This is a genomic window from Paracoccus sp. MC1862 (genome assembly GCF_016617715.1).
GTDB lineage: Bacteria > Pseudomonadota > Alphaproteobacteria > Rhodobacterales > Rhodobacteraceae > Paracoccus.
Genome location: NZ_CP067225.1, coordinates 47,021 through 71,224, shown reverse-complemented (window position 1 = coordinate 71,224; position 24,204 = coordinate 47,021). Strand labels below are relative to the sequence as shown.

The 24,204-nt window shown below is 70.4% G+C and carries 26 protein-coding genes; 12 read left to right on the top strand and 14 right to left on the bottom strand.

Translation table 11 applies throughout. The features are described from left to right. Window positions 1-33 precede the first annotated feature (33 nt). From JGR78_RS00340 to surE, 3 genes are read right to left on the bottom strand one after another with little or no spacing between them, the layout of a single operon-like run. A complete protein-coding gene (locus JGR78_RS00340) occupies window positions 34-1,095 on the bottom strand; it encodes a M23 family metallopeptidase (RefSeq protein WP_200559376.1) in 1,062 nt (353 codons plus the stop codon). Between the two features lie 30 nt (window positions 1,096-1,125). Next, on the bottom strand, window positions 1,126-1,788 hold the full coding sequence (locus JGR78_RS00335; RefSeq protein WP_182792296.1) for a protein-L-isoaspartate(D-aspartate) O-methyltransferase: 663 nt from the start codon (window positions 1,786-1,788) through the stop codon (window positions 1,126-1,128). Window positions 1,789-1,794: 6 nt separating this feature from the next. Continuing rightward, window positions 1,795-2,589 (bottom strand): 5'/3'-nucleotidase SurE, encoded by a 795-nt coding sequence (gene surE, locus JGR78_RS00330; protein ID WP_182792211.1) that lies wholly within the window; start codon window positions 2,587-2,589, stop codon window positions 1,795-1,797. 155 nt (window positions 2,590-2,744) lie between these two features. Between surE and JGR78_RS00325 the strand changes: the two genes are divergently transcribed. From JGR78_RS00325 to JGR78_RS00315, 3 genes are read left to right on the top strand one after another with little or no spacing between them, the layout of a single operon-like run. After that, window positions 2,745-3,659 (top strand): sulfite exporter TauE/SafE family protein, encoded by a 915-nt coding sequence (locus JGR78_RS00325; protein WP_182792212.1) that lies wholly within the window; start codon window positions 2,745-2,747, stop codon window positions 3,657-3,659. Window positions 3,660-3,663: 4 nt separating this feature from the next. Continuing rightward, window positions 3,664-4,506, top strand: a complete 843-nt coding sequence (locus tag JGR78_RS00320) for a TIGR02186 family protein (RefSeq protein ID WP_182792213.1) — start codon at window positions 3,664-3,666, stop codon at window positions 4,504-4,506. Between the two features lie 51 nt (window positions 4,507-4,557). Next, a complete protein-coding gene (locus JGR78_RS00315) occupies window positions 4,558-5,046 on the top strand; it encodes a DUF305 domain-containing protein (protein WP_182792214.1) in 489 nt (162 codons plus the stop codon). A gap of 3 nt (window positions 5,047-5,049) precedes the next feature. On the opposite strand, the gene JGR78_RS00310 is transcribed toward JGR78_RS00315, so the two are convergent. After that, a complete protein-coding gene (locus tag JGR78_RS00310) occupies window positions 5,050-6,231 on the bottom strand; it encodes an alanine--glyoxylate aminotransferase family protein (RefSeq protein WP_182792215.1) in 1,182 nt (393 codons plus the stop codon). A 184-nt stretch (window positions 6,232-6,415) separates the two neighbouring features. On the opposite strand from JGR78_RS00310, the gene JGR78_RS00305 reads away from it, so the two are divergent. From JGR78_RS00305 to JGR78_RS00285, 5 genes are all read left to right on the top strand, one after another. Then, window positions 6,416-8,155, top strand: a complete 1,740-nt coding sequence (locus tag JGR78_RS00305) for an ABC transporter ATP-binding protein (RefSeq protein ID WP_182792216.1) — start codon at window positions 6,416-6,418, stop codon at window positions 8,153-8,155. Next, window positions 8,155-8,901 carry a folate-binding protein YgfZ gene (locus tag JGR78_RS00300; protein WP_182804443.1) on the top strand — a complete coding sequence of 249 codons (747 nt, stop codon included), beginning with the start codon at window positions 8,155-8,157 and terminating at the stop codon, window positions 8,899-8,901. The genes JGR78_RS00305 and JGR78_RS00300 overlap by 1 nt, the downstream gene beginning before the upstream one ends. A gap of 288 nt (window positions 8,902-9,189) precedes the next feature. Then, window positions 9,190-10,278 carry a DNA polymerase IV gene (dinB, locus tag JGR78_RS00295; RefSeq protein WP_182804445.1) on the top strand — a complete coding sequence of 363 codons (1,089 nt, stop codon included), beginning with the start codon at window positions 9,190-9,192 and terminating at the stop codon, window positions 10,276-10,278. A gap of 59 nt (window positions 10,279-10,337) precedes the next feature. Beyond that, on the top strand, window positions 10,338-11,201 hold the full coding sequence (locus JGR78_RS00290) for an EamA family transporter (RefSeq protein WP_182804447.1): 864 nt from the start codon (window positions 10,338-10,340) through the stop codon (window positions 11,199-11,201). A gap of 277 nt (window positions 11,202-11,478) precedes the next feature. After that, entirely contained in the window at window positions 11,479-11,805 is a 327-nt protein-coding gene (locus JGR78_RS00285; protein ID WP_036704285.1) for a DUF6280 family protein, read from the top strand. A 52-nt stretch (window positions 11,806-11,857) separates the two neighbouring features. Here JGR78_RS00285 and JGR78_RS00280 read toward each other — a convergent pair whose 3' ends face one another. Both JGR78_RS00280 and JGR78_RS00275 read right to left on the bottom strand, forming a co-directional pair. After that, window positions 11,858-12,577, bottom strand: coding sequence for an LrgB family protein (locus JGR78_RS00280; protein ID WP_182792220.1), 720 nt, complete (start codon window positions 12,575-12,577; stop codon window positions 11,858-11,860). Further along, window positions 12,574-12,927: a CidA/LrgA family protein gene (locus JGR78_RS00275; protein ID WP_182792221.1), complete on the bottom strand. Its 354-nt coding sequence runs from the start codon at window positions 12,925-12,927 to the stop codon at window positions 12,574-12,576. Before JGR78_RS00275 ends, JGR78_RS00280 begins: the two co-directional genes overlap by 4 nt. Before the next feature lie 125 nt (window positions 12,928-13,052). Here JGR78_RS00275 and JGR78_RS00270 point away from each other — a divergent pair, with 125 nt between their 5' ends. From JGR78_RS00270 to JGR78_RS00255, 4 genes are all read left to right on the top strand, one after another. Continuing rightward, window positions 13,053-16,505, top strand: coding sequence for a chromosome segregation SMC family protein (locus tag JGR78_RS00270; protein WP_182804449.1), 3,453 nt, complete (start codon window positions 13,053-13,055; stop codon window positions 16,503-16,505). Between the two features lie 123 nt (window positions 16,506-16,628). Next, window positions 16,629-17,084: a RidA family protein gene (locus tag JGR78_RS00265; protein WP_182792223.1), complete on the top strand. Its 456-nt coding sequence runs from the start codon at window positions 16,629-16,631 to the stop codon at window positions 17,082-17,084. A 95-nt stretch (window positions 17,085-17,179) separates the two neighbouring features. After that, a complete protein-coding gene (locus JGR78_RS00260) occupies window positions 17,180-17,932 on the top strand; it encodes a glycerophosphodiester phosphodiesterase family protein (protein WP_182792224.1) in 753 nt (250 codons plus the stop codon). Beyond that, window positions 17,929-18,654, top strand: coding sequence for an SDR family oxidoreductase (locus tag JGR78_RS00255; protein WP_182804451.1), 726 nt, complete (start codon window positions 17,929-17,931; stop codon window positions 18,652-18,654). The genes JGR78_RS00260 and JGR78_RS00255 overlap by 4 nt, the downstream gene beginning before the upstream one ends. Here JGR78_RS00255 and JGR78_RS00250 read toward each other — a convergent pair. The 8 genes from JGR78_RS00250 to aqpZ form a co-directional block, all read right to left on the bottom strand. Continuing rightward, window positions 18,651-19,115 carry a PTS sugar transporter subunit IIA gene (locus JGR78_RS00250; RefSeq protein ID WP_182792225.1) on the bottom strand — a complete coding sequence of 155 codons (465 nt, stop codon included), beginning with the start codon at window positions 19,113-19,115 and terminating at the stop codon, window positions 18,651-18,653. The genes JGR78_RS00255 and JGR78_RS00250 overlap by 4 nt on opposite strands. Window positions 19,116-19,201: 86 nt before the next feature. Beyond that, window positions 19,202-19,783 (bottom strand): ribosome hibernation-promoting factor, HPF/YfiA family, encoded by a 582-nt coding sequence (hpf, locus tag JGR78_RS00245; RefSeq protein WP_182792226.1) that lies wholly within the window; start codon window positions 19,781-19,783, stop codon window positions 19,202-19,204. Window positions 19,784-19,961: 178 nt separating this feature from the next. After that, complete coding sequence (gene lptB, locus JGR78_RS00240) at window positions 19,962-20,705, bottom strand: LPS export ABC transporter ATP-binding protein (RefSeq protein ID WP_182792227.1); 744 nt, start codon at window positions 20,703-20,705, stop codon at window positions 19,962-19,964. Continuing rightward, complete coding sequence (lptA, locus tag JGR78_RS00235; RefSeq protein ID WP_182792228.1) at window positions 20,705-21,190, bottom strand: lipopolysaccharide transport periplasmic protein LptA; 486 nt, start codon at window positions 21,188-21,190, stop codon at window positions 20,705-20,707. Before lptA ends, lptB begins: the two co-directional genes overlap by 1 nt. 25 nt (window positions 21,191-21,215) lie before the next feature. Beyond that, window positions 21,216-21,785: a hypothetical protein gene (locus JGR78_RS00230; protein ID WP_182792229.1), complete on the bottom strand. Its 570-nt coding sequence runs from the start codon at window positions 21,783-21,785 to the stop codon at window positions 21,216-21,218. Between the two features lies 1 nt (window position 21,786). Continuing rightward, entirely contained in the window at window positions 21,787-22,743 is a 957-nt protein-coding gene (locus tag JGR78_RS00225; RefSeq protein WP_182792230.1) for an SIS domain-containing protein, read from the bottom strand. 9 nt (window positions 22,744-22,752) lie between these two features. Further along, the gene (locus tag JGR78_RS00220; protein WP_182792231.1) at window positions 22,753-23,367 is read right to left on the bottom strand and encodes a ribonuclease D; all 615 of its coding nucleotides are present in this window, start codon (window positions 23,365-23,367) and stop codon (window positions 22,753-22,755) included. Between the two features lie 93 nt (window positions 23,368-23,460). Further along, window positions 23,461-24,192 carry an aquaporin Z gene (gene aqpZ, locus JGR78_RS00215; protein ID WP_182804454.1) on the bottom strand — a complete coding sequence of 244 codons (732 nt, stop codon included), beginning with the start codon at window positions 24,190-24,192 and terminating at the stop codon, window positions 23,461-23,463. Window positions 24,193-24,204: the final 12 nt, after the last annotated feature.

Sequence of the window (24,204 nt, the reverse complement as noted above, 5' to 3'; positions counted from 1 at the left end):
CTGGAGCCAGCGGGGAAAAAAGCCGCCGGTGCTTCAAAGGTAGTCCTCGGGGTCCACGCTGTCGAAGCCGTTGCGGACCTCGAAATGCAGAAGCCCGCTGCTGCGTGCCGCGCCGATGGTCTGGCCGCGGCTGACCGAATCGCCCTTGTTCACCGACAGCTTGTCCACGCCGGCATAGACCGTCATCAGCCCGTCGTCATGGCGGACCACCACGATCGGTATTCCGTCCGTGTCGCGGGTCACGGCCGCGACCGTGCCGCTGCCTGCCGCCTTGATGGGTGAACCGGGCGCGGCCGCGATGTCGATGCCCTCGTTCGTGCCCTTCCTGTAGGCGCGGGCGATCGAGCCGCTGGCCGGCATGGCGAACTTGCCGCTGCCCGAGGCCGCGGTGCGGGTGCTGCCCAGATCCGGGGCGGGCGCCCTGGGCGCCGGGGCGCTTGCGGGGCGGGTCTCCTCGCCCGGCAGGGGCTGCGCAGAGGACGGCGGGCGGGGTGTGGCCGAGCCGACGCCGGGGGCGGTCACGACATTGGCCGTGGTCACCGCGCCGCTGGCGGGGATGGCCAGGCGCTGGCCCACGCGCAGGCTCATCGTCTCGGGCAGCCCGTTGGCGCGGGCGAGGTCCTGGACCGGGACTCCGTAGCGCCGGGCGATGGACCATGCGGTTTCGCCCGCCACCACCGTATGCAACCGTGCGCTTGCCACGGCACCCCCGCCCGATGGGGCCGCGGATGTCGTGGGCGCGCCTGCGCCCTGAACCGCGGGCTGGCGGACGCCCTGACCGGCGAAGGGGTCCGAGACCTGCGCCGTTCCACTGCCCGCAGCCGCAGTCGTCCCCGCAGCCGCAGCGCCGCGCGGCCATTGGATCTGCGGCATCTGCAGCCGGCCGAGGCCGGCCACGGTCATGGAAGGGCCGGCGCCCGCCGCGCCGGGGGCGGAGGCCGCACCGGGAACGGGCGCCGCGCCGGGGGTCGCCCCCGGCGGCTGCGTGCATCCTGCCAGCGCCAGCGCCAGCGCCAGCGCACAGACCCCGGCGCGCCCGGCAAGGAAACCCAAACCCGCGCGGTCCTGCCCCCGCGCCGCGACTGAAATGGTCATCTGCCCGTCCTCATCGTCTTCTTGCGGGGGTCATGTCTGTCCCAACCCCTCGACCAGCGGCACGAACCGCACCTGCCGCAGCTCGTCATAGGCATAGCCCGTTTCCGTCCGCGTGACGCGGATCAGGGTCTGCACCGCGTCCGACTGCCCGACCGGCACCACCATGATACCGCCCACCTTCAGTTGCGACAACAGCGGGCCGGGGGGGTCCTCGGCCGCGGCCGTCACCATGATGCGGTCGAAGGGCGCCTGCTCGGGCAGCCCGAAGGAGCCGTCTGCGACCCGCGCCGTGATGTTGGTCAGCCCGACGCGGCGGAAGACCTCCTCGGCCTCGACCACCAGCCGGCGGTGGCGGTCCACCGTCATCACCCGGCGGCACAGGACCGACAGCACCGCCGCCTGGTAGCCCGAGCCTGTCCCGATCTCGAGCACCATGTCGCGCGGCCCCACGTTCAGCGCCTGCGTCATCAGCGCCACGACCGAGGGCTGGCTGATCGTCTGCCCGCAGGCGATGGGCAGGGGCGTGTCCTCGTAGGCGCGATCCTCGAAATGGCCGCGCACAAAGGCGCCGCGGTCGATCCGCTCCATCGCGGCCAGCACGCGGGGGTCGGTCACGCCGCGCGAGCGCAGGGCATACAGGAAGCGCATCTGCCGCTCGGCCGGGCCTTCTTCATCGCCGGGAGGGTCGGCCATCATGGCTCAGCCCTCGTCCAGCACTGCCGCAAGGCGGTCGAGCGTTCTGTGACAGGTCAGGTCGGGACGCATCGGCGTCACCGCGATATGGTCCGCCAGCAGCGCCTCGACATCGCTGCCCTTTCCTGCCCGCGCCATCTGCGGGCCGCCTGCGATCCACAGGAAGCGCCGCCCGTTCGGCGCGACCTGCGCCTCGACCCCGAAGCGGACATCGGCGCGGCGGCCCTGCGGCGTCACGCGGATGCCCTGAACCTCGGCGGCCGAACAGGGCGGGAAGTTGACGTTGTAGAACAGGGGGTAATCCTCGCCCTCGCCCCAGTCGGCCCGGTCCAGCAGCGCCCGGATCACGCGGGCGCCATGGGTGCGGGCGCCCTCGAAGGGATCGTCCAGCCGGGCCGTGCGAGGGCCGAGATACTGCGACAGGGCGATCGAGCGGACGCCCTGCAGAGCGCCTTCCATCGCCCCGCCGACCGTGCCCGAATACATCGCGTTCTCGCCCGCGTTGTTGCCGCGGTTCACGCCCGACAGCACGAGGTCCGGCCTGCGGTCCGACATGATGTCCCACAGGCCCGCCAGCACGCAGTCGGCCGGACTGCCCTCGGCCGCCCAGCGGCGGGGCGCGAGTTCCGCGATCAGGGTGGGGTGCGAATAGCTGATGCAGTGGCCGACGCCCGACTGCTCGAAGGCGGGGGCGACGGTCCAGACCTCGCCGTCGGGTCCGGCGAGTTCCGCCGCGATTTCGGCCAGCGCCTGCAGTCCCGGCGCGTTGATGCCGTCGTCGTTGGTGATCAGAATCCGCATCGCTGTCCCCGCTGCGGCACGCGGGCCGCGGTTCCGGCCCGCCCTTTCGCGCCGCACCCTGATTAGCCTTGTGCAGCCTTGGCGTGCAAGCCGCGCGAATCGCTGTTTGACGCCCACGCCGCAGGGTATCAGGATGGCCGAAAAGCCGGGCAGCCATGCAGATATTCCTTCCCATCGCCGATGTCTCGGTGAATGCCTTCACGCTGATCGCCCTTGGCGGCATCGTCGGGCTGATGAGCGGCCTGTTCGGCGTCGGCGGCGGCTTCCTGATCACGCCGCTGCTGTTCTTCATCGGCATCCCGCCCGCGATCGCGGTCGCGACCGGCGCGAACCAGGTTGTGGCCTCAAGCTTTTCCGGGGTGCTGGCGCATCTGCGGCGCAAGACGGTGGATATCCGCATGGGGGTGGTGCTGCTGGTGGGCGGCATCATCGGGTCTGCGCTGGGGGTCGGCGTCTTCAACCTGCTGCAGCGCCTGGGCCAGGTCGAGCTTGTGGTGCAGCTCAGCTATGTCGCGTTTCTGGGCGTCGTCGGCCTGACGATGCTGCGCGAAAGCCTGGGGGCGCTGTTCGCGTCGAAATCCCCCGGCGGCCCGGCCCGGCGTCGGCTGCACGAACACAGCTGGGTCCACCGCATGCCCTGGAAGATGAAGTTCCGCGCATCCGGGCTTTACATCAGCGTCATCCCGCCCCTGCTGGTCGGGCTGGCCGTGGGGGTGCTGGCGGCGATCATGGGGGTCGGCGGCGGGATCATCATGGTGCCCGCGATGATCTACCTGCTAGGGATGCCGACAAAGGTCGTGATCGGCACCTCGCTGTTCCAGATCGCGGCGGTCAGCGCCTTCACCACGCTGATGCACGCGGTCAGTTCCAACACCGTGGACATCATGCTGGCGGTGCTGCTGATCGTGGGCGGCGTCGTCGGCGCGCAGGTCGGGACGCATTGGGGCGCCAGGCTGAGGGCCGAGCAGTTGCGGGTGCTGCTGGCCCTGCTGGTGCTGGGGGTCTGCGGCCGGCTGGCCTATGACCTGGTGGTGCGGCCGGCGGACCTTTACTCCATCGCGGCGGGCTAGGGCGATGTGGCGGCGGGTCATGGCGGCGTTGCTGGTGGCGGCATGGCCCTTGGCGGTGGCGGCGCAGGAAGGCGCCCCTCCGGCGACCTTGCCGCTGGAACGCGCCCCCGCCGTGCCCGCGCCCGAGGCGCCCCCGTCCGAGCGGCTGGTCAGCGGGCTGTCGCAGGACGAGGTGGCGATCAACGCCACCTTCACCGGGTCCGAGATCCTGATCTACGGCGCGATCCGCCGGGACCTTCCCAAGGCGCGGGATGAATCGCCCGGCATCATCGTCACCGTGGAAGGCCCGTCGCAATCCGTCACCGTCCGGCGCAAGGAACGCGTCGGCCCGATCTGGGTCAACACCCAGGGCGTGCGGATCGGCGCCGCCCCCGACTTCTACGCCGTGGCCAGCAGCGGCCCGCTGGACCGGATGCTCGACCCCGCCGAGGACGTACGCTTCCGCATCTCGCCGCCGCTTGCCATGCGGGCCCTGTCGGCAGGGGTCGAGGTCGAGGACCCCACCCCCTTCACCGCGGCGCTGCTGCGCATCCGCGCCGAGTCGGGCCGCTATTTCGTCGACGAGGGCGCGGTGCAGATCGTGGACGACACGCTGTTCCGCGCCGACATCCGCCTGCCCGCGAACCTGATCGAGGGCGATTATCGCGCCCGCATCTTCCTGATCCGCGACGGGCAGGTGATCGACAGCGACACGGTGCCGATCCGGGTGCAGAAGGTGGGGCTGGAACGCTGGCTCTACCGGCTGTCGATCCATCAGCCCTTCTGGTACGGGCTGATGTCGCTGGCCATCGCCATGGCGGCGGGGCTGATCGCCTCGGCGGCCTTCCGGGCGCTGCGCCGGGGCTGATCCTTTCGGGCGCCCGCGCGTTGGGGTGCGACCTGACCAGAGGAACCCGCCATGACCCGCAACCTCCGCCTGACCCTGATCGGCAGCGCCGCCGCCCTGCTGGCCCTGCCCGCGCTGGCCCAGACCCCGGCGCCTGCGACCGAGGCCCCGGCCGCGCAGGGCACGCCCGCGAACGCCGCCGAGGCAAATCGCGCGGCGATGCAGAAGATGCATGCCGAGATGATGATCGAGCCTACCGGCGACGCCGACGTGGATTTCATCCGCGGCATGATCCCGCATCATCAGGGCGCGATCGACATGGCCCGGATCGAGCTTCAGTTCGGAGACGACCCCGAGGCCCGCCGGATGGCCCAGGAAATCATCGCCGCGCAAGAGGCCGAGATCGCTGCCATGCAGGACTGGCTGCAACGGAACGCCCCGGAACCCGCGGCGGCCGGTGCGGCTGCGCCCGAGGCGCCTGCGCCGAAGCCGGCCCTTGAGGCCGTCCCCGCCCCGCGGCCTGCCGCGGACGGCACGCCCGAGCCCAAGCCCGCGACCTGAGCCTCAGCCCGACGCGCCGCTGCGCTTGGCGATCTCGGCCGCGGCGGCCGCGGCCCCTCCGCCGGCATGAGGCAGGCCGAGGGCGACCAGCCCCGCCTCGATGGTCGCCAGCGTGCCGAGGTGCATCTGCGCGCTGACATGGCCCATATGCGCGATCCGCAGCGCGTCGGCGGGTTCCGGCGTGCCAAGGCCGATGCCCAGCGTCAGCCCGGCCACCTCCTCGGTCCATGCCCGCAGACGGTCCGCCCCCGGCAGGGTGGCGGCCGTGACGGACCGCGCCCGCGCCGCCGGGTCGCGCACCATGGCGCGCGGTCCCGCGCCGCCCGCGCCCCAGGCATCCAGCGCGGCCCAGGTCGCGGCAGCCAGCGCCTCGTGCCGGGACCAGGCGGCCTCAAGCCCTTCCTCGTCCAGCAGCATCGCCAGTGCCTCGGCCAGCCCGTAGATATGCTGGACCGGCGGCGTCCCGCCCCAATGGCGCCACAACTCCTCGGCACCGCTGCGAGGGCGCCAGTCCCAATAGGGGGTGGCCGCGCCCCGGCCCGCCGCGATCCGGTCCGAATACCAGACAAAGGCCAGCCCCGGCGGCACCATCAGCCCCTTCTGGCTGGCGGACACCAGCAGGTCCACGCCCCAGTCGTCCATCCGCATCGGCTCGCACCCCAAGGACGCGATCGCATCCACCGCCAGCGCCGCCGGATGATCCCCCATTGCGTCCCGGATCGCAGGGATGTCGAGGCGCACCGAACTGGCCGTGTCCACCTGGCAGGCCAGCACCGCCCGGATCTCGCCCGCCCTGTCGGCCGCCAGCCTGTCGCGCAGCCGCTGCGGGTCCACTGCGGCGAAAGGCTCGGCCTCGATCCGCTCGACCCGCACGCCCATCGCCTCGGCCGTCACCGCCCAGCCGCGGCCGAAATGCCCCGTCACCAGCACCAGCGCCAAGTCGCCGGGGGCCAGCAGGTTCATGTTCGCGGCCTCCCAGCCCGCATGGCCATTGCCGATATAGGCCGCGACGTTCTGCGCCGTCCCGGCCAGCCGCTTCAGTTCTCCCATCACTTTCAGGTTCAACTCGGTCAACTCGGGCCCGTAGATGTCGGGCGAGGGCCGGTGCATCGCCCGCAGCACCCGGTCTGGCACCGGCGAGGGACCGGGAATGGCAAGCATATGGCGGCCGGCGGCAAAGCTCATGGGAACACCTCGGGGGAAAGCAGCCGCATGACTAGAACCCCTGCTCTGCCGCGTCCATCCCGTCCCCTGGCCCCAGGTTGCTTCTTTCTGGCCCAACTGCCCAAGGGCAAAGCCCCTTTCCGCCGCTGCTTGTCCCCCCATCCTGTCCCCGCTATCCCCGGAACCGACCCGCAGGAGAGCCCGGATGCCGTCACGCGCCGAACGACAACGCGGCCTCTTCGGAAGGCTCTGGCAGGATTACCTGCGCCGCTACTGGCCGCGCATGGGTGTGGCCACGGTGCTGATGGTGATCGAGGGCTCGACACTGGCCTTTCTCAGCTGGATGCTGAAGCCGCTGTTCGACCGCGTCTTCGTGGGGCAGGACGAAAGCGCGATCTGGTGGGTCGGCGGCGTCATCTTCAGCCTTTTCCTGATCCGCGCCGCCACCTATGTCATCACCCGCGCCATCCTGACCTCGGTCCAGCAGGGCGTGGCCTCGCGAATGCAGACGGACCTGCTGGCGCATATCATGACGCTGGACGGGGACTTCTTCCAGACCAACCCACCCGGCGCCCTGATCGAAAGGGTGCAGGGCGACACGATGGCGATCCGGTCCATCTGGACCACCTTCATCACCGGGGCGGGGCGCGACGCGATCTCGCTGGTGGCGCTGTTCGGGGTGGCGGTGGCGACCGACCCGATGTGGACGGCCGCCGCGCTGGTGGGCGCGCCGCTGCTGATCCTGCCCACGGCCTATGCCCAGCGCTACATCCGCCGCAAGACGCGGCAGAACCGCGCCCGCGCCTCGGTCCGCGCCACAAGGCTGGACGAGGTGCTGCACGGCATCACCGCCGTCCGCCTTTACCGGATGGAGGATTACCAGGCCGAAAGCTTCCGCCGCATCGTCGGCGACATCCGCGAATCCGAAACCAAGATGAGCGCGGTCAACGCTGTGGTCCCCGCGATGATCGACATCGTGACGGGCCTGGGCTTCCTCGGCGTCCTGATCCTCGGCGGGGCGCAGGTCACCAGCGGCGAGCGGACGGTGGGCGACTTCATGTCCTTCTTCACCGCGCTGGCGCTGGCCTTCCAGCCGCTGCGCCGGCTTGGGGGGCTTGCCGGCGGATGGCAGACGGCGGCGGCCTCGCTGGAACGGATCTATGCGGTCTTCGACACCCGGCCGACGATCCGTTCCGGTCCCCGGACCGAGCCGCCCCCCGACACCACGATCCGGCTTGAGGAGGTGCATCTCGCCTACGGCGCCCACAAGGTGCTGCACGGGCTGTCCTTTACCGCCGAGGCGGGGCAAACGACGGCGCTGGTCGGCCCTTCCGGCGCGGGCAAGTCCACGGTCTTCAACCTGCTGACCCGGATGGTGGACGCCGATGCGGGCGCCGTCACGCTGGGCGGCGTGCCGGTCGCCGACTTCACCCTGCCCATCCTGCGCGACCAGTTCTCGACGGTCAGCCAGGACGCGGCGCTGTTCGACGAGACGCTGCGCGAGAACATCACCCTGGGGCATGGGGTCCCCGAGGACCGCCTGCGCGCCGCCGTGGTCGCCGCCCGCGTGGCCGATTTCGCCGACGCCCTGCCCATGGGACTGGACACCCGCGTCGGCCCCCGCGGTTCGGCCCTGTCGGGCGGCCAGCGCCAGCGCGTCGCCATCGCCCGCGCGCTGCTGCGCGACGCGCCCGTTCTGCTGCTGGACGAGGCCACCAGCGCGCTTGACGCCGCATCCGAGCGGCTGGTCCAGCAGGCGTTGGACGAACTGAGCCAGGGGCGCACGACGCTGGTGATCGCCCACCGCCTGTCCACCATCCGCGCCGCCCACCGCATCGTGGTGATCGAGGCGGGACGGGTTGTGGAACAGGGGACGCATGACCAGCTTATGGAAGCGAATGGCGCCTATGCGGCGCTGGTGAAACTGCAGTTCGGGGGCGAGTGATGCGGCAGATCCTGCGCGTCGGCGGAGCGGATCGGGTTGAGTTCCTGCAGGGGCTGGTAACGAATGACGTCACCCGCGCGCCTGTCTGGACGGCGCTGCTGACGGCACAGGGCAAGTATCTGGCGGATTTCCTGATCGTGCCGGAGGGGGATTCGCTGCTGATCGACGTGGACGCGCGGCTTGCCGGTGACCTCGTACGGCGGCTGTCGATGTACAAGCTGCGCTCGGCGGTCGAATTGACCGAAACCGGCCTCAAGGTGTCGCGCGGCACCGGCGAGGCCCCTGCCGGAGCCATCGTCGACCCCCGCCATCCGGCGCTGGGCTGGCGGCTTTACGGCGAAACCGACAGCGACGACGGCACCGACTGGGACGCCATCCGCGTGACCCATACCATCCCCAAGTCGCTGGTCGAACTGATCCCGAACGAAACCTTCATCCTCGAAGCCGGGTTCGAGCGCCTGCACGGAGTCGATTTCCGCAAGGGCTGCTATGTCGGGCAGGAGGTCACCGCCCGCATGAAACACAAGACCGAATTGCGGAAAGGCCTTGTCACCGTCGCGGTGGACGGCGAGGTTCCGGTCGGCACGCCCATCCTGATGGCGGACGGGCGCGAGGCGGGAACCCTGTTCACCCAGTCAGGCGGACGCGGCATCGCCCATCTGCGCTTCGACCGCATCGGCGAGGGGCTGACCGCCGGGGGCATGGCGGTCCTTGCGGCCGATGGGCAGGTGCAAGCCGACCCGTAGGGTGCGTGGTTTCCACGCACCATGGTCTGCGGCCGGCGCAGGGAACCCACCCGTTCCGCGGACTTCACCGCCGGACGGGGGCTGTCTGCCCCCGCGAGGCCTGCGGCCTCTTCCCCTGAGGATATTTGAGAACCGTCCGAAAGCGAAAGGACGCGCCGGCTGGAGGGTGGGAACGCGCATCCTCAGGAGCCTGCCGCGCCGCAGGGTGCGTGCTCGGAACGCGCCATGTCCTGCGGGCGGTGCGTGGAAACCACGCATCCTGCGCCCGAAACGTCGTGGCTTCGCGCCATGATCCCTGACGCGCCCGGGCGCATCCGCCGCATCGTCCATATCGACATGGACGCCTTTTTTGCCAGCGTGGAACAGCGCGACAACCCGGATCTGCGCGGCAAGCCGGTGGCGGTCGGCGGCTCGTCCCTGCGCGGCGTCGTGGCGGCGGCCAGCTACGAGGCGCGGCCCTTTGGCGTGCACTCGGCCATGCCCTCGGTCCGGGCGAAGCGGCTCTGCCCCGAGCTCATCTTCGTCAAGGGCCGGTTCGAGGTCTATCGCGCCGTCAGCAACCAGATCCGCGAGATCTTCGCCCGCTTCACTCCTCTGATCGAACCCTTGTCGCTGGACGAGGCCTATCTGGACCTGACCGACCACCTTGAAGGCCGCACCGCCACGGCCATCGCGCAGGAGATCCGGGCGCTGATCCGGCTTGAGACCGGGCTGACCGCCTCGGCCGGGGTCAGCTACAACAAGTTTCTGGCCAAGCTGGCGTCCGACCAGCGCAAGCCCGACGGCCTTTACGTCATCCCGCCCGAGGCTGGGCCGGGCTTTGTCCTGACCCTGCCCATCGCCCGCTTTCACGGCATCGGTCCCGCCACGGCGGCCAGGATGGAACGCCACGGCATCCGCACCGGCGCCGACCTGCACCGCCAGAGCCTCGAGTTCCTGACGACACGCTTCGGCAAGGCGGGCCGCTATTACTGGAACATCGCCCGCGGCATCGACGACCGCGAGGTGCGCCCGAACCGCGAGCGCAAGTCCATCGGCGCAGAGACCACCTTCTTCACCGACATCCACGACCTCGCCGCCGCCGCCGGGGCGCTGGAGCCGCTGGCCGAGAAGGTCTGGCGCCATGCCGGCCCCCGCGAAGTCTCGGGACGAACGGTGACGCTCAAGGCGAAATACACCGATTTCCAGATCGTCACCCGCGCCCATAGCCAGCCTGCGCCCGTCATGTCGCAGGCGGAACTGCTGGCGCAGGCCACGGCCCTGCTGCCGCAGGTGCTGCCCGATCCGCGCGGGGTGCGGCTTCTGGGGATCACGCTGTCGAGCCTCTGCCCCCTGCCGCAGGGCCCGCAGCCCGAACAACTGGACCTGTTCGGCTGAGGCTTGCGGCGGCCGCATGGATCGGCTCCATTGCGGCGATTTTCACGAAAGGGCGGCGGATGCAGGGGGGCGATCGCGGGCTGGTCCTGCTGGTGCCGGTGCTGTGGGGACTGAACTTCCCGGCCACCGCGCTGATGCTGGACCATTACCCGCCGTTTCTGGCGGCCACCCTGCGCTTTGTCCTGATGGCGATCCCGGCGATCCTGTTCGTCCCCTTCCCGCAGGTCAGGCTTCGCTGGTTGATCGGCACGGGGCTGGGGCTGGGCGTCATGCAATTCTCGTTCCTTTACCTGGGAATGGCGACGGGGATGCCGGCTGGGCTTGCCTCGCTGGTGCTGCAGGCCTCGGCGCCCTTCACCATCCTTCTGGCGGCCGCTTTCCTGGGCGAGCGGCTGACGCCCCTGCGGCTGGCGGGCATCGGCCTTGCCGTGCTGGGGCTGACGATCATCGGCACCGCCCGCGCGCAATCGGCGGCGCTGCTACCGATGATGCTGACGCTGTTGGCCGCGCTGGGCTGGGCCGTCGGCAACATCTGCTCGCGGCTGGCGCGTGCGCCAAAGCCCCTGCACCTGACGATGTGGATGTCGATCGTCCCGCCCATTCCCCTGTTCTTGCTGTCGCTGCTGATGGAGGGCCCCCGAATCGTCCCTGCGCTGGGCGGCGCCTTCACGACTGCAGCCATGCCCGCCAACCTCGGCCTGCTTTACATCATCGTCTTCGCCACGGTCCTGGGCTACGGCATCTGGAACACGCTGATGTCGCGCTATCCCGCCAGCGAGGTCGCGCCCTGGTCGATGCTGGTGCCCATCGTGGGCTTTTCGTCCGCCTGGGTGATGCTGGGCGAAAGGCCCCGCCTTCTGGAACTGGCGGCCGGGGCGCTGGTCATCGCCGGGGTGGTTCTCGCCAGCCGGACGGCGGCATGACAGTAACCCTTTTTAGTTAAGTTGCAGGCAACTTTTGACAATGCCGCGGGTTGTCAAGCGGCCTTGATGCCCCAAGTGCCATCAAATCGTCGCGAAAAACGCAGTATATGTGGATCGCTGCGGGTTTGCGTGGGATGCATGGCGGGGTTGCGGGCAAGGGGATAACGAATCGGTGTCGTGACAGGCTAATCCTTCGCGACACCCTTCAGGGCAAAGAACACTCGGGGCCGGCGACCCCGCTCCTCGCGTTGGCGGGGTGAGAAAGACAGGAAACTTCATGCGTGATTTCGTGGACGGCTCGGCATTCAATTTCGAACAGGGGCAGCGGGCCCGCAAGCTTTTCGCCGCCGTTGTTCTGGCGGCGCTGGACGATGCCATTGCGGATGACAAGAAATACGGCAACGGGGCCGAACAGATCGCCCGGTGGGCGCGGTCGCGCGACGGGCGCGAGGTTCTCAGCTGCGCCGGCATCGACCCGAATGAGCGGGTGGTGAAGGGGCTGGTCGAATTCGTCAGCAAGGGCGTGCGCACCTCGGTCGCGCTGTCGCGCGAGGAAAGCGAACGCCGCATGGCCGCCGAGGCCGAGGAAGCCGAGGCCGCGTAAGCTGCGGGTTCATCGCATCACAGGCCGCCCCATCCGGGCGGCCTTTTTCGTTTCAGCCGAAGAACCGCAGCGCCAGCGGCGCGATGATCGCGGTCAGCACGGCGTTCAGCCCCATGCCGATCCCGGCGAATGCCCCGGCCGTGGGGTTCACCTGGAACGCCCGCGCCGTCCCGATCCCATGCGCGGCGGTCCCGACCGCAAGCCCCCGCGCCCGCCAGTCGCGAAAGCCCAGCGCGTCGAACAGCGGCGTCACGATGATCGCACCGAGGATGCCCGTCAGCAGCACCAGCACCGCGGTCAGCGTGGGCTGCCCGCCCAGCCTCTCGGCGATGCCGATGGCGACGGGCGCCGTGGTAGACTTGGGGGCGAGCGAGGCCATGACCTCGGCCCCCAGCCCGAAGGCCCGCGCGATCGCAAGGGCCGAGACGACCGCCACTACCGAGGCCGCCACCAGCCCCGCGAGGATCGGCAGCGCCGCCGCCCGCATTTGCGGCAGGTTGTCGTGCATCGGCAGCGCAAGGCAGACCGTCGCGGGGCCAAGCATGAAATGGACGAACTGCGCGCCCTCGAAATAGGTGGCATAGGGTGTGCCGGTCACCGTCAGCAGCAGCCCAAGCAGGATGACGGCGATCAGCACCGGGTTGGCCCAGCTTTGGCGTCCTGCGGCGCGGAAAGCCGCCTCGCCCAGCGCATATCCCATCAGTGTCGCCGTCAGCCACAGCAGCGGCCCTTGGGAAAGATAGGCCCAGATCAAGGCGGGGTCGGCGTTCATCGCTCCTCCTGTCCGGTGAGGCGGGCGACGAAGATAAAGGCCCCGGACCCCGCGACCAGCGCCAGCACGGTTGAGACGACGATCGCCACCAGCAGCGCCAGCCCGTGTTCGCGCAAAAGTGGCAGATGCGCGACGATGCCGACGCCAGCGGGCACGAAGAACAGCGACAGATGCGCCAGCACCCCCTCCCCCACCGGCCGCAGCCAGCCGGCAAGGCCGGGCCGCAGCCGCATCGCGCCCAGCAGCAGCACCAGCCCCACGACCGGACCCGGCAGGGGCAGGTCCAGCCCGCGGGAGATGACCTCCCCGACAAGCTGGAAGCACAGGATGGTGACAAGCGCCGGGACCATGCCGCATGGTTAGCACGGGCCGGGCCGATTGGAAGCACCCGGCTTTTCGCCTTTCGGAAAACCGCGGCCCGCGTTGACTTGCCCGCGCGCACAGGTTGAATCGCCGCGGATCAAAGGAAACCCGCTTGCAGTTCGACCGCCTTCGCCTTTCCGGCTTCAAAAGCTTCGTGGACCCGACCGAACTGGTCATCCTCCAGGGGCTGACCGGCGTCGTCGGCCCCAATGGCTGCGGCAAGTCGAACCTGCTGGAAGCCCTGCGCTGGGTCATGGGCGAAAGCCGCCCGACCGCCATGCGCGGCGACGGGATGGAGGACGTGATCTTCGCCGGCACCACCCGCCGCCCCGCCAAGGGTCGGGCCGAGGTGACGCTGGCCCTCGACAACCGCGCCCGGCTTGCCCCCGTCGGCTTCAACGACGCCGACACGCTGGACGTGACGCGGCGGATCACCCGCGATGCCGGCTCGGCCTATCGCATCAACGGGCGCGAGGTGCGGGCGCGGGACGTGCAGATGCTGTTCGCGGATGCCTCGACCGGGGCGCAGTCGCCCGCGCTGGTGCGGCAGGGGCAGATTTCCGAGCTGATCAACGCCCGCCCCAAGGCGCGGCGCCGGGTGCTGGAGGAAGCGGCGGGCATCGGCGGGCTCTACCAGCGCCGGCACGAGGCCGAGTTGCGGCTGAACGGGGCCGAGCAGAACCTGACCCGCGTGGACGACACGCTGGAACAGTTGGCCGCGCAGGCGGCGGCGCTGGCGCGGCAGGCGCGGACGGCGGCGCGCTACCGCGAGATCGGCGCGGCCCTGCGCCGGGCTGAGGGCGCGCTGGTTTACCGACGCTGGTCCGAAGCGCAGGCCGCGCTGACGGCGGCACTCACGGCCTTCGCCGAAGCCCGCGCAACCGCCGCGCAGGCCGAGGCCGCTGCCCGCGCAGCCACCACCGCGCGAGCGCAGGCCGAGGCCGCCCTGCCCGCCCTCCGCGATGAGGACAGCATCGCCGCCGCGATCCAGGCCCGGGCCGCCGCCGAGGCCGAGGCGCTGGACGACGCCGAGGCCCGCGCCCGTGACACGCTTGCCACTCTGACCGCCCGCCTTGCCCAACTCGACCGCGACAGTGAGCGCGAGTCCGCGTTGAACCGCGACGCGGGCGAGGTTCTGGCACGGCTGACACACGAACGCGAGGAACTGGAGCAGGCCGATGCCGGCCATGAAGACCGGCTTGCTGCAGCCCAGATCGCCGCCGAGGATGCTGCCACTGCCCTGCGCGGGATCGAGGCGCGGCTTGGTGAACTCACCGACGAAGCGGCCCGCCTCGCCGCCCGCCACCAGTCCGCCGAGCGGCTGGTCGCGGACCTGCGCGTCATGCGCGAGCGAGCCGAGCGCGCCCAGACCGAGGCAGAAGCTGCTGTCACCCGCGCCGAAGCTGCAGGCCGCGAGGCCGAAGCCACCCTGGCGCAGGCGCAGGCCGCGCAGGAAGCCACCCGCGCCGCCGCAACGCAAGCCGAGGCCCGCCTTTCTGCCGCCGAGACCGACCGCGCCGCCGCAAGCGATGCCGAAACCGCCGCCCGCGCGACCCGCGCCCATGCCGAGGGCGAGGCCGCCGCGCTGGAGGCCGAGCGCAGCGCCCTATCCCGCCTCCTCGCCCGTGGCCGGGCCGAGGCGGGCGCGCTGCTGGACGCCCTCACCGTTGCGCCGGGCTTCGAGGTTGCGCTGGGCGCGGCGCTCGGCGACGACCTGCGGCTGCCCGTGACCGACGAAGGCCTCGGCTGGCGGACCCTGTCCATCCCCGACGACGACCCGGCCCTGCCCGAAGGCGCGGCCCCGCTTGGCGCGCAGGTTCAAGGCGCCCCTGCCCTTTCCCGCCGCTTGGCCCAGATCGGCCTTGTCGCGGATGCCGCAAGCGCCGCCCGGATGCAGCCGCACCTTCGCCCCGGCCAACGGCTTGTCACACGCGCGGGCGACCTCTTCCGCTGGGACGGGCTGGCGCTGCCGGCAGGAGAGGCGACATCCGCCGCCGCCCTGCATCTGCAGCAGGTGAACCGGCTGAAGGACACCATCGCGCAGGCTGAATCCGCGCGCACCCGCGCCGATGCCGCCATCGCCATCCATGAAACCGCCCGCGCCGCGTTGAAGGACGCAACGGGTGCCGAAACCTCGGCCCGCGAGGCCAGCCGGGCCGCCGAGCGGGCGCTTTCGGACAGCCTTCGCGCCGCCACCCGCGCCGATTCGGACCTGTCGCTTGCCCAGGGCCGCGCCGAGGCCGCGCGGGCCGAGCGCGCCCGTCATGCAGGCGATGCCGCCGACGCCGCCCGCAGGCTGGCCGAGGCGCGGGCCGCCCTGTCGGCCCTGCCCGACCGCAGCGCAGCGGCGACAGCTGTCGATCAGGCAAAAACCGCCGTCGAGGCCGCGCGCATCGCCACCCTTTCCCGGCACGGCGCGCTGGACGAGTTGCGGCGCGAGGGCGAGGGGCGGCTGAAGCGGCTGGAGGCGATCGCCAAGGACGCCTCCGGCTGGCGCCAGCGGCTCGATCAGGCCGGAACCCGCGCGGCCGAACTGCAGGCGCGGCGGGATGTCACGGCGGCGGAACTGGCGGGAGCCGAGGTCCAGCCCGCCATTCTTGCCCAGCGCCGCGCCGCGCTGTCGCAGCGCGTGGCGGAGGCCGAAGTCCGCCTGGCCCGTGCCCGCGCGGCCCTTGCGGCGGGGGATGCCGCCCTGCTGGCCGCCGCCGGTGCCGAGCGGGACGCCGAGCGCGCTGCGAGCGCCGGGCGCGAGGCCCGCGCGACCCGCGAAGCACGCGCGGATGCCGCCCGCGAGGCCGAAGCTCAGGCCCGCGCCCGCATCGCCGAGGACACGGACGGCACCCCCCCCGAGGCGCTGGCGCAAACCCTGGGCGATACCGACGCGCCCCCGCCCTCCGCCCAGCTTGAATCCGACATTTCGCGGCTGCGGACCCAGCGGGACGTCCTCGGCCCCGTGAACCTCCGCGCCGAGGAGGACAAGCGCGTGCTGGAGGAGGAGCGTGCCCGGCTTGCCGCCGAGAAGGACGACCTGACCGCGGCCATCGCCCGGCTGCGCGCCGGCATCGGCAGCCTGAACCGCGAAGGGCGCGAGCGGCTGCTGGCCGCCTTCGACACGGTGAACGCCAGCTTCGGGGCGCTGTTCACCCATCTCTTCGGCGGCGGCGAGGCCCGGCTGGTGCTGGTCGAATCCGACGACCCGCTGGAGGCCGGGCTGGAGATCCTCGCCCAGCCACCGGGCAAGAAGCTTGCGACCCTCAGCCTGCTGTCGGGGGGCGAGCAGACGTTGACGGCGCTGGCGCTGATCTTCGCGGTCTTCCTGGCCACCCCCGCCCCGATCTGCGTGCTGGACGAGGTGGACGCGCCGCTGGACGATGCCAATGTCACCCGCTTCTGCGACCTGCTGGACGAGATGACGCGGCGCACCGACACGCGCTTCCTGATCATCACCCATCATGCGGTGACGATGGCCCGCATGGACCGGCTGTTCGGCGTCACGATGGTGGAACCGGGGGTGAGCCAGCTTGTCAGCGTGGACCTGCGGCTGGCCGAGGCGCTGGTGGCATGAAGATGGGGGGCTGCCCCCGCTTTCGGCTCCCCCGGGATATTTGGGTCCGGCCCGACGGGCGCGGGGTGGCGCAGCCGAGCGGGGACGGATAGCCTCGGCGCGACCACATGACCGGAGGTTTCCATGTCCCACGACGCTCGCCTGCGCCAGTTGAACATCATCCTGCCCGACGCGCCGATGCCGGCGGCGAACTACGTGCCCTTCGTGCAAAGCGGCAAGCTGCTGTTCGTCTCGGGCCAGATCGCCGCCGGCTCCGAGGGGTTGATCCGCGGCAGGCTGGGCGAGGACATGGATGTCGCGCAGGGTGCCGCCGCCGCGCGGGCCTGCGGCCTTGCACTGATCGCGCAGGCGCGGGCGGCGCTGGGCTCGCTCGACGGGATCGCGCGGGTGGTGAAGCTGACGGGCTTCGTCAACTCGACGCCCGAGTTCACCGACCAGCCCGAGGTCATCAACGGCTGCTCGGACCTGATGGTCGAGGTCTTCGGCGAGGCCGGCCGCCACGCCCGGGCCGCCGTCAGCGCCGCGGCCCTGCCTCGTGGCGTCGCGGTGGAAATCGAGGCCATCTTCGAACTCGCCTGAAGCCGTTCTTCTTCGTGGAAATATCCCGGGATCGCGTTGTATACGACGATGGGGGCTGGCCCCCGGTCCTGCGCCATCCGCCAGAGCATCCCTCCATGCTGCATCCCGATTTCCTGTCTCGCCCCCTTGCCCATCGCGGGTTGCACGGGCCGGGTGTCCCCGAGAACTCGATGGCCGCCTTCCGCGCGGCGATGGAGCGCGGCTATGGCATCGAGCTTGACGTGCAGCCCGCAGCGGACGGAACGCCGCTGGTGTTCCATGACGAGGAGTTGTTCCGGTTGACCGGAACAGACGGGCGAGTGGCCGCGCTGTCCGTGGCCGAGGCGGCGGCACGGCGACTTCTGGGGACGGATCAGACGATCTCGACGCTCGCGCAGGTGCTGGAGATCGTCGCGGGCCGGGTGCCGGTGCTGATCGAGATCAAGGATCAGGACGGCGCCCTCGGTCCGGGAATGGGCGACCTGCCGGCGCGGGTGGCGGAGGCCGTTTGCCCCCATGCCGCCAAGGGGCATCCGGTCGCGGTCATGTCCTTCAATCCCTGCGCCGTCCGTGCGCTGCGCGAGGGCGACCCGGCCCTGACCGTCGGGCTGACCAGTTGCGCCTTTCCCAAGCGCTCTTGGCCAGGCGTCCCGCAGAAGCGCCGGGCCGCCCTGGCGCGGCTGGAGGACTTCGAGGAGATCGGCGCAACCTTCGTCTCGCACGATCACCGGGATCTCGGGAATCCGGCCGTTGGGCGGTTGGCGGCGCGGGGCGTGCCGGTGCTCTGCTGGACGATCCGCTCGCCGCTGGAAGAAGCCGCCGCCCGACGCGTCGCCCGCAACATCACATTCGAGGGATACCTGCCATGAGAACGCTCATTACCGGCGGCACCCGCGGCATCGGTCGGGCGACGGCGACTGGCTGCGCCGAGCGCGGCTGGCCCACCATGATGGGCTACAGCCGCAACGAGGCCGCCGCGCGGGAAACGCTGGCCGCCATCCGCGCCGCCGGAGGGACGGCGAGCGCCCATGCCGCCGACGTGGGCGATCCTGCGCAGGTAGCAGGGCTGTTCGACGCGGCAGAGGCGGCGATGGGCGGGCTGGACGCGGTGGTGATCAACGCAGGCATCGTGGCGCCGGTGATGCCGCTGGCTGAGATGACGCCCGAAAGGCTTGACCGCATGGTGCGGATCAACCTGACCGGGACGCTTTACTGCGCGCGCGAGGTGGCGCGGCGGCTGGGGGACGGCGGCGCGATCGTGCTGGTCTCCTCGGTCGCCGCCAGGCTGGGCTCGCCCGGCAAATACGTCGATTACGCGGCGACCAAGGGCGGGATCGACACGCTGGTGATCGGGCTTGCGGCGGAACTCGCCCCGCGCCGGGTCCGCGTCAACGGCGTGCGCCCGGGAATCATCGCGACCGACATCCACGCGGACGGGGGAGAGCCGGATCGCATCGCGACCGTCGGCCCGCAGCTTCCCTGGGGGCGCGTTGGCCGCCCCGAGGAAGTCGCGGCGGCGATCCTGTGGCTGATCTCGGACGCCGCGAGCTATACCTCGGGCGCCATCATCGACGTGGCAGGCGCACGCTAGACCGTCGAGAGGTCCTGCGCCGCAGCCAGCACCGCGTGCAGCGCCACCGGGTCGTCGTTGGCGCGCAGCTTCGTGCGCATGTCGCCGTCGCGCAGGGTGCGGCTGACCAGCGCCAGCGCCTTCAGATGCTCGACGCCCGGCGTGTCGGGCGCCAGCAGGGCGAAGACCAGGTCCACCGGCTGGCGATCCACGGCGTCGAAGTCCATCGGCTTTTCCAGCCGCAGGAACAGCCCCGCCACGCGGTCGAGGCCGGGAATGCGGGCGTGGGGCAGCGCGACCCCGTGGCCCACGCCGGTCGCGCCCAGGCTTTCGCGTTCCTGCAGCGCGTCCAGCGTCGCCGCGGGGTCCAGCTTGTAGGCCTGCGCGGCCATTTCCGCGATGTCGTGGAAAAGCCGCTTCTTGGAACTGACCTGCGCCTGCGAGCGGACCGCCGCAGGGGAAAGAATGTCGCTGATGCGCATGTGCTGCTGTCCTGCCCGTCCTTGGTCCGCGGCGTAAGAGCCGGACAGGCGCGAACCTGCCCGGCTTTCATGCTAACGCTGCGGCGTCAGCTCAGGTTGCGGGGGTCGATCCAGCCCACGTTGCCGTCCTCGCGGCGGTGGACCACATTGACCCCTCCGTGTTTCTCGTTGCGGAAGACCAGCATCGGCGCGCCCGCAAGCTCCATCTGCATGACCGCGTCGCCGACCGACAGGGTCGGCACCCGGGTCTCCATCTCTGCGACGATGATGGGCTGCAGGCCCGTATCGTCCTGCGATTCCCATTCATCCTCGTTGGCGGCCAGCACATAGCTTGCGGCGGTGCCGTATACAACCGGCTCGCTACGGTCCTTGTGATGGTCCTTCAGGCGACGCTTGTAGCGGCGCACCTGCTTGTCCATCTTCTCGCGGCACTTCTCGAAGGCGGCGTAGATGTTGTCGGGGTCCTGCCCCTTGGCCTGAACCGTCAGGCCGGTGGACAGATGGACCACCGCGTCGCAGGTCAGGTTGTGGGCATCGCGCGAAAAGATCACCGTGGAGTCGGTCGGACGCTGGGCGTATTTGCCGAAGGTCGCGTCCAGTTCGGTCTCGACATGGGTGGACAGCGCCTCGCCGATATCGATCTGTCGTCCACTGATCTGATAGCGCATGATTTTTTCCTTTCCGTGAGCCGAGCCGGTGGTTGCGCCGCTGCCGGCGCAAACCGACCGGTGACAAGAGCCCGCGACCGGGCTCCTTTCTTTATTTGGGAACAGCGTGCCCCCGGTGTCAATCGGCGCAGGCCCGCAGCGACGCCGCGCCTGCATTTATGGTAAAGATCGCCGGTGCTCAGCCCAGGGTAAAGCCTTCGCCCAGGTAGACCTCGCGCACGCGCGGGTCCTCGACGATGGCGGCGGTGGTGCCCGACATCAGCACCCGGCCGTCGTGCAGGATATAGGCGCGATCCACGATCCCCAGCGTCTCGCGCACGTTGTGGTCGGTGATGAGGACGCCGATGCCCCGCGTCTTCAGATCATGGACGAGGCCCCGGATCTCGCCCACGGCGATGGGGTCGACGCCCGCGAAGGGTTCGTCCAGCAAAAGGAAGGCGGGGTCCGAGGCGAGGCAGCGGGCGATTTCCACCCGCCGCCGCTCGCCCCCCGACAGCGCCAGCGCGGGGGCGTGGCGCAGGTGGCCAATGGAAAAATCGCCCAGCAGCTCCTCCAGCCGCTCGCGGCTCTGGCGGCGCTCGCGGCCGGCGACTTCGAGGACAGCCATGATGTTCTGCTCGACCGAAAGGCCGCGGAAGATCGACATCTCCTGCGGCAGGTAGCCGATGCCCATGCGGGCGCGGCGGAACATCGGCAAGGCGCTGACATCGCGCCCGTCGATGACGATGCGGCCCGCGTCTGGCATGACCAGCCCCGCGATGCAGTAGAAGCAGGTGGTCTTGCCCGAGCCGTTCGGCCCCAGAAGCGCCACGACCTCGCCCCGGTTCAGCCGTATCGAGACGTCGCGGATCACCGGGCGGTTGCGATAGGATTTCCGCAGTCCATCGACCTGCAGGCCCGATGAGGCAGAGGCAGGCGGCATCAGTTCTGGCCCGGCTGCAGCACCGTCCGCACCCGGCCGGAAACCGAGGCGGTGCCGTCGTTCAGATCGACCTCGATCCGGTCGCCGGCCAGCACGCTTTCCCCGCGGGTGACGATGGCATCGCCGGTCAGGACCACGGTCCCGGCCTCGACGTCATAGACGGCCCCGGCGGCCTCGGCCGCGTCGGGGCCGCTGACCAGCGTGACGCCGCCTGTGGCATTGAGGGACCGGATGCGATTCTGCCCGCCCTCGGCATAAACCACGGTCACGGACTGGGCCGAGAGCCGCATCTGCCCCTGCCCGATCAGCACGTTGCCGGTGAAGACGGCCTCGCCCGTGTCCTGGTTCACCCGCAGGGCATCGGAGGTCACCTCGACCGGGGCATCGGCATCGGCCCGCATGGCGCCGAAGCCCACGGTCTGGGCGGCGGCGGCAAGCGGCAGGGCCAGCGCAAGGAGGCCGGGCAGGATCAGGGAACGCAGCATGGTCGGCTCCTTCCAGCGGCGGGGGTCAGGGGCGGTATAGCAGCCGCACGTTCCCGTTCAATTCAAGAACCGTGGTCCCGGCCGCATCGGGACCGAGCCGCATGGCGTCCCCCTGAAGTTCGCCGAAGGGCGCGGTCACGTCCACCGTCTGCGCGGCGCTGACCACGCCCGCGTCAAGCTGCGCCTGCATCTGCGGGGCGGTCAGTTCCCAGCCGGTGGACAAGGCCATGCGGGTACCCCCGTCCAGCGTCAGCAATTCGCCCTCCTTGGCGGCCTGCGGGGCGGTGACCACCATCAGCAACCCGCTGCGGGACCGCCAGTCCAGCGTCAGGTCGCGCGCCGTCCCGTCCTCGGCCTCGCCCGGCACGGCGCGGGTGGCGCGCAGGGTGACGGTGGCGCCGTCATCGGTGACGGTGGTGAATTCGGGCGCGCCGATGCCTTCGGCGCGGGACAGTTCCTCGAAGCGGCCTTGGGCATAGGGGATCGCCGCCTGGGGGTCAGGCTTGCGCGCGAGCAGGAACAGCACCGACAGCAGCGCCAGCGCCGCCAGCGGCAGGACCACCTGCAGAAGCCGGACGATGCGGGTCCGCAGCACCCTAGACCATCCCGGCCCGCAGGCAGTCGTGGATATGGAGGATGCCTTCCGGCCGGTCGTTCGTGACGGCGAAAAGGCTGGTGATCTTGCTGTCCTGCATCTGCGCCAGCGCGGCCTCGGCCAGCGCGTCAGGGGCGATGGTGCGGGGGTTCTTCGTCATCACCTCGCCCGCCGTGTGGTCCAGCAGGCCGTCCATGTGACGGCGAAGGTCGCCGTCGGTGATGATGCCGACCAGCCCGCCTTTGTTGTTCGTCACGCCGGTCACGCCGAAGCCCTTGCGGCTGATGGTCAGCAGCGCCTCGGCCATCGGCGCGTCCTCGGGGACCAGCGGCATATCCGTATGCATCAGGTCGCCCACGCGGGCCAGCCGCGCGCCCAGCTTGCCGCCGGGATGGAAGGTGCGGAAATGCTCGGGGGTGAACTTGCGATGTTCCATCAGCGCCACCGCCAGTGCATCGCCCAGCGCCAGAGTCATCGTGGTCGAGGTCGTGGGCACGATCCCCGTCCCGCAGGCTTCCGCCGCCTGCGGCAGCAGCAGCGCCACGTCGGACTGGCGCAGCAGGGTGGACCGTTCGCGACCCGCCACCCCGATCAGCGGTATGGAAAAACGCCGCGTATGGGCCACGATATCCGCAATCTCGGGCGTCTCGCCGCTGTTCGACAGCACCAGCGCCACGTCGCCTTTCGTCACCATGCCGAGGTCGCCGTGGCTGGCCTCTGCCGGGTGGACGAACTGCGCGGGCGTGCCGGTCGAGGCGAAGGTTGCCGCGATCTTGCGGCCGACATGGCCCGACTTGCCCATGCCGGACACGATCACCCGGCCCGTTGCCTCAAGGATCAGCCGCACGGCGGCATCGAAGGGTTGGGCCAGGGGGCCGTCCAGCGCGGCTTCGATCTCGGACAACCCTTGCGCCTCGCAGCGGATCACGCGACGGGCGGTCTCGACATATTCACTCATCTCCCCGACCTAGTGATGGAAGATGTCGTTGTCATCGCCCCAGCCCATCAGGTCCAGCGTCGCCCGCGCCGGCAGGAAGTCGAAGCAGGCCTGCGCCAGCGCCATCCGCCCCTCGCGTTCCAGCCGCTTTTCCAGTTCGGCCTTCAGCGCATGAAGATGCAGCACGTCTGACGCGGCATAATCCAGTTGCGCCTGCGTCAGTTCCTCGGCGCCCCAGTCGCTGGTCTGCTGCTGCTTGGACACGTCCACGCCGACGAGGTCGCTCAGCAGGTATTTCAGTCCGTGCCGGTCGGTGAAGGTCCGCACCATCTTGGACGCGATCTTGGTGCACCAGACCGGGCGCGTGACCACGCCGAAGGCGTTTTCCAGCATCGCGATGTCGAAGCGGCCGAAGTGGAACAGCTTCAGCGTGCCCTCGTCGGCCAGCATCCGGGTCAGGTTAGGCGCCTCGTGCTGGCCGCGGGCGATCTGCACCAGATGCGCGTCGCCGTCGCCCGCGCTCATCTGCACCAGGCACAGCCGGTCGCGGCGGGGGTCGAGCCCCATGGTCTCGGTGTCGATGGCCACGACCGGCCCGAGGTCCAGCCCGTCCGGCAGGTCGTGGCGGTGAAGATGGATGGTCATGCGCGGGTCCCTTCGGCTTTGGGGGCGGATGTGCCCGCCCCGCAGGATCGCGTCAATGAAAAGGCACCGTGCTTTCCGGCAAAGGCCCGCCACCTAGCCGGGGCTGCGGACGCCGCCGACGACAGGTTCCTCGGGCTGCGGGCTGAGCCAGCGATAGAGGACGCCGCCCAGTGCGCCCCCGATCAGCGGCGCCACCCAGAACAGCCATAACTGGCTCAGCGCCCAGCCGCCCACGAACAATGCGGGTCCGGTGGATCGCGCGGGATTGACCGAGGTGTTGGTGACGGGGATCGAGATCAAGTGGACCAGCGTCAGCCCCAGCCCGATGGCGATGGGGGCAAAGCCCACCGGCGCCCGCCCATGCGTGGCCCCCATGATGATGAACAGGAACATGGCCGTCAGCACCACCTCGGCCAGAAAGCCCGCGCCCATCGAATAGCCGCCCGGCGAATGTTCGCCATAGCCGTTCGCCGCAAAGCCCGAGGCCGAGGCGTCGAAGCCCGGCGCGCCATTGGCGATCAGGTAAAGCACCAGCGCGCCCAGGATCGCACCCAGGACCTGCGCCACCACATAGGGCAGGATCTGCGAGGACGGGAAACGCCCGCCCGCCGCAAGCCCGACTGTCACCGCAGGGTTCAGGTGGCAGCCCGACACATGCCCGATGGCATAGGCCATGGTCAGCACGGTCAGCCCGAAGGCCAGCGACACGCCCAGAAGGCCGATGCCCACCTCGGGGAAGGCGGCCGCCAGCACGGCCGACCCGCAGCCGCCGAAGGTCAGCCAGAATGTTCCTATAAATTCCGCCGCGTATTTCTGAGAACTCATCACCAACACCCT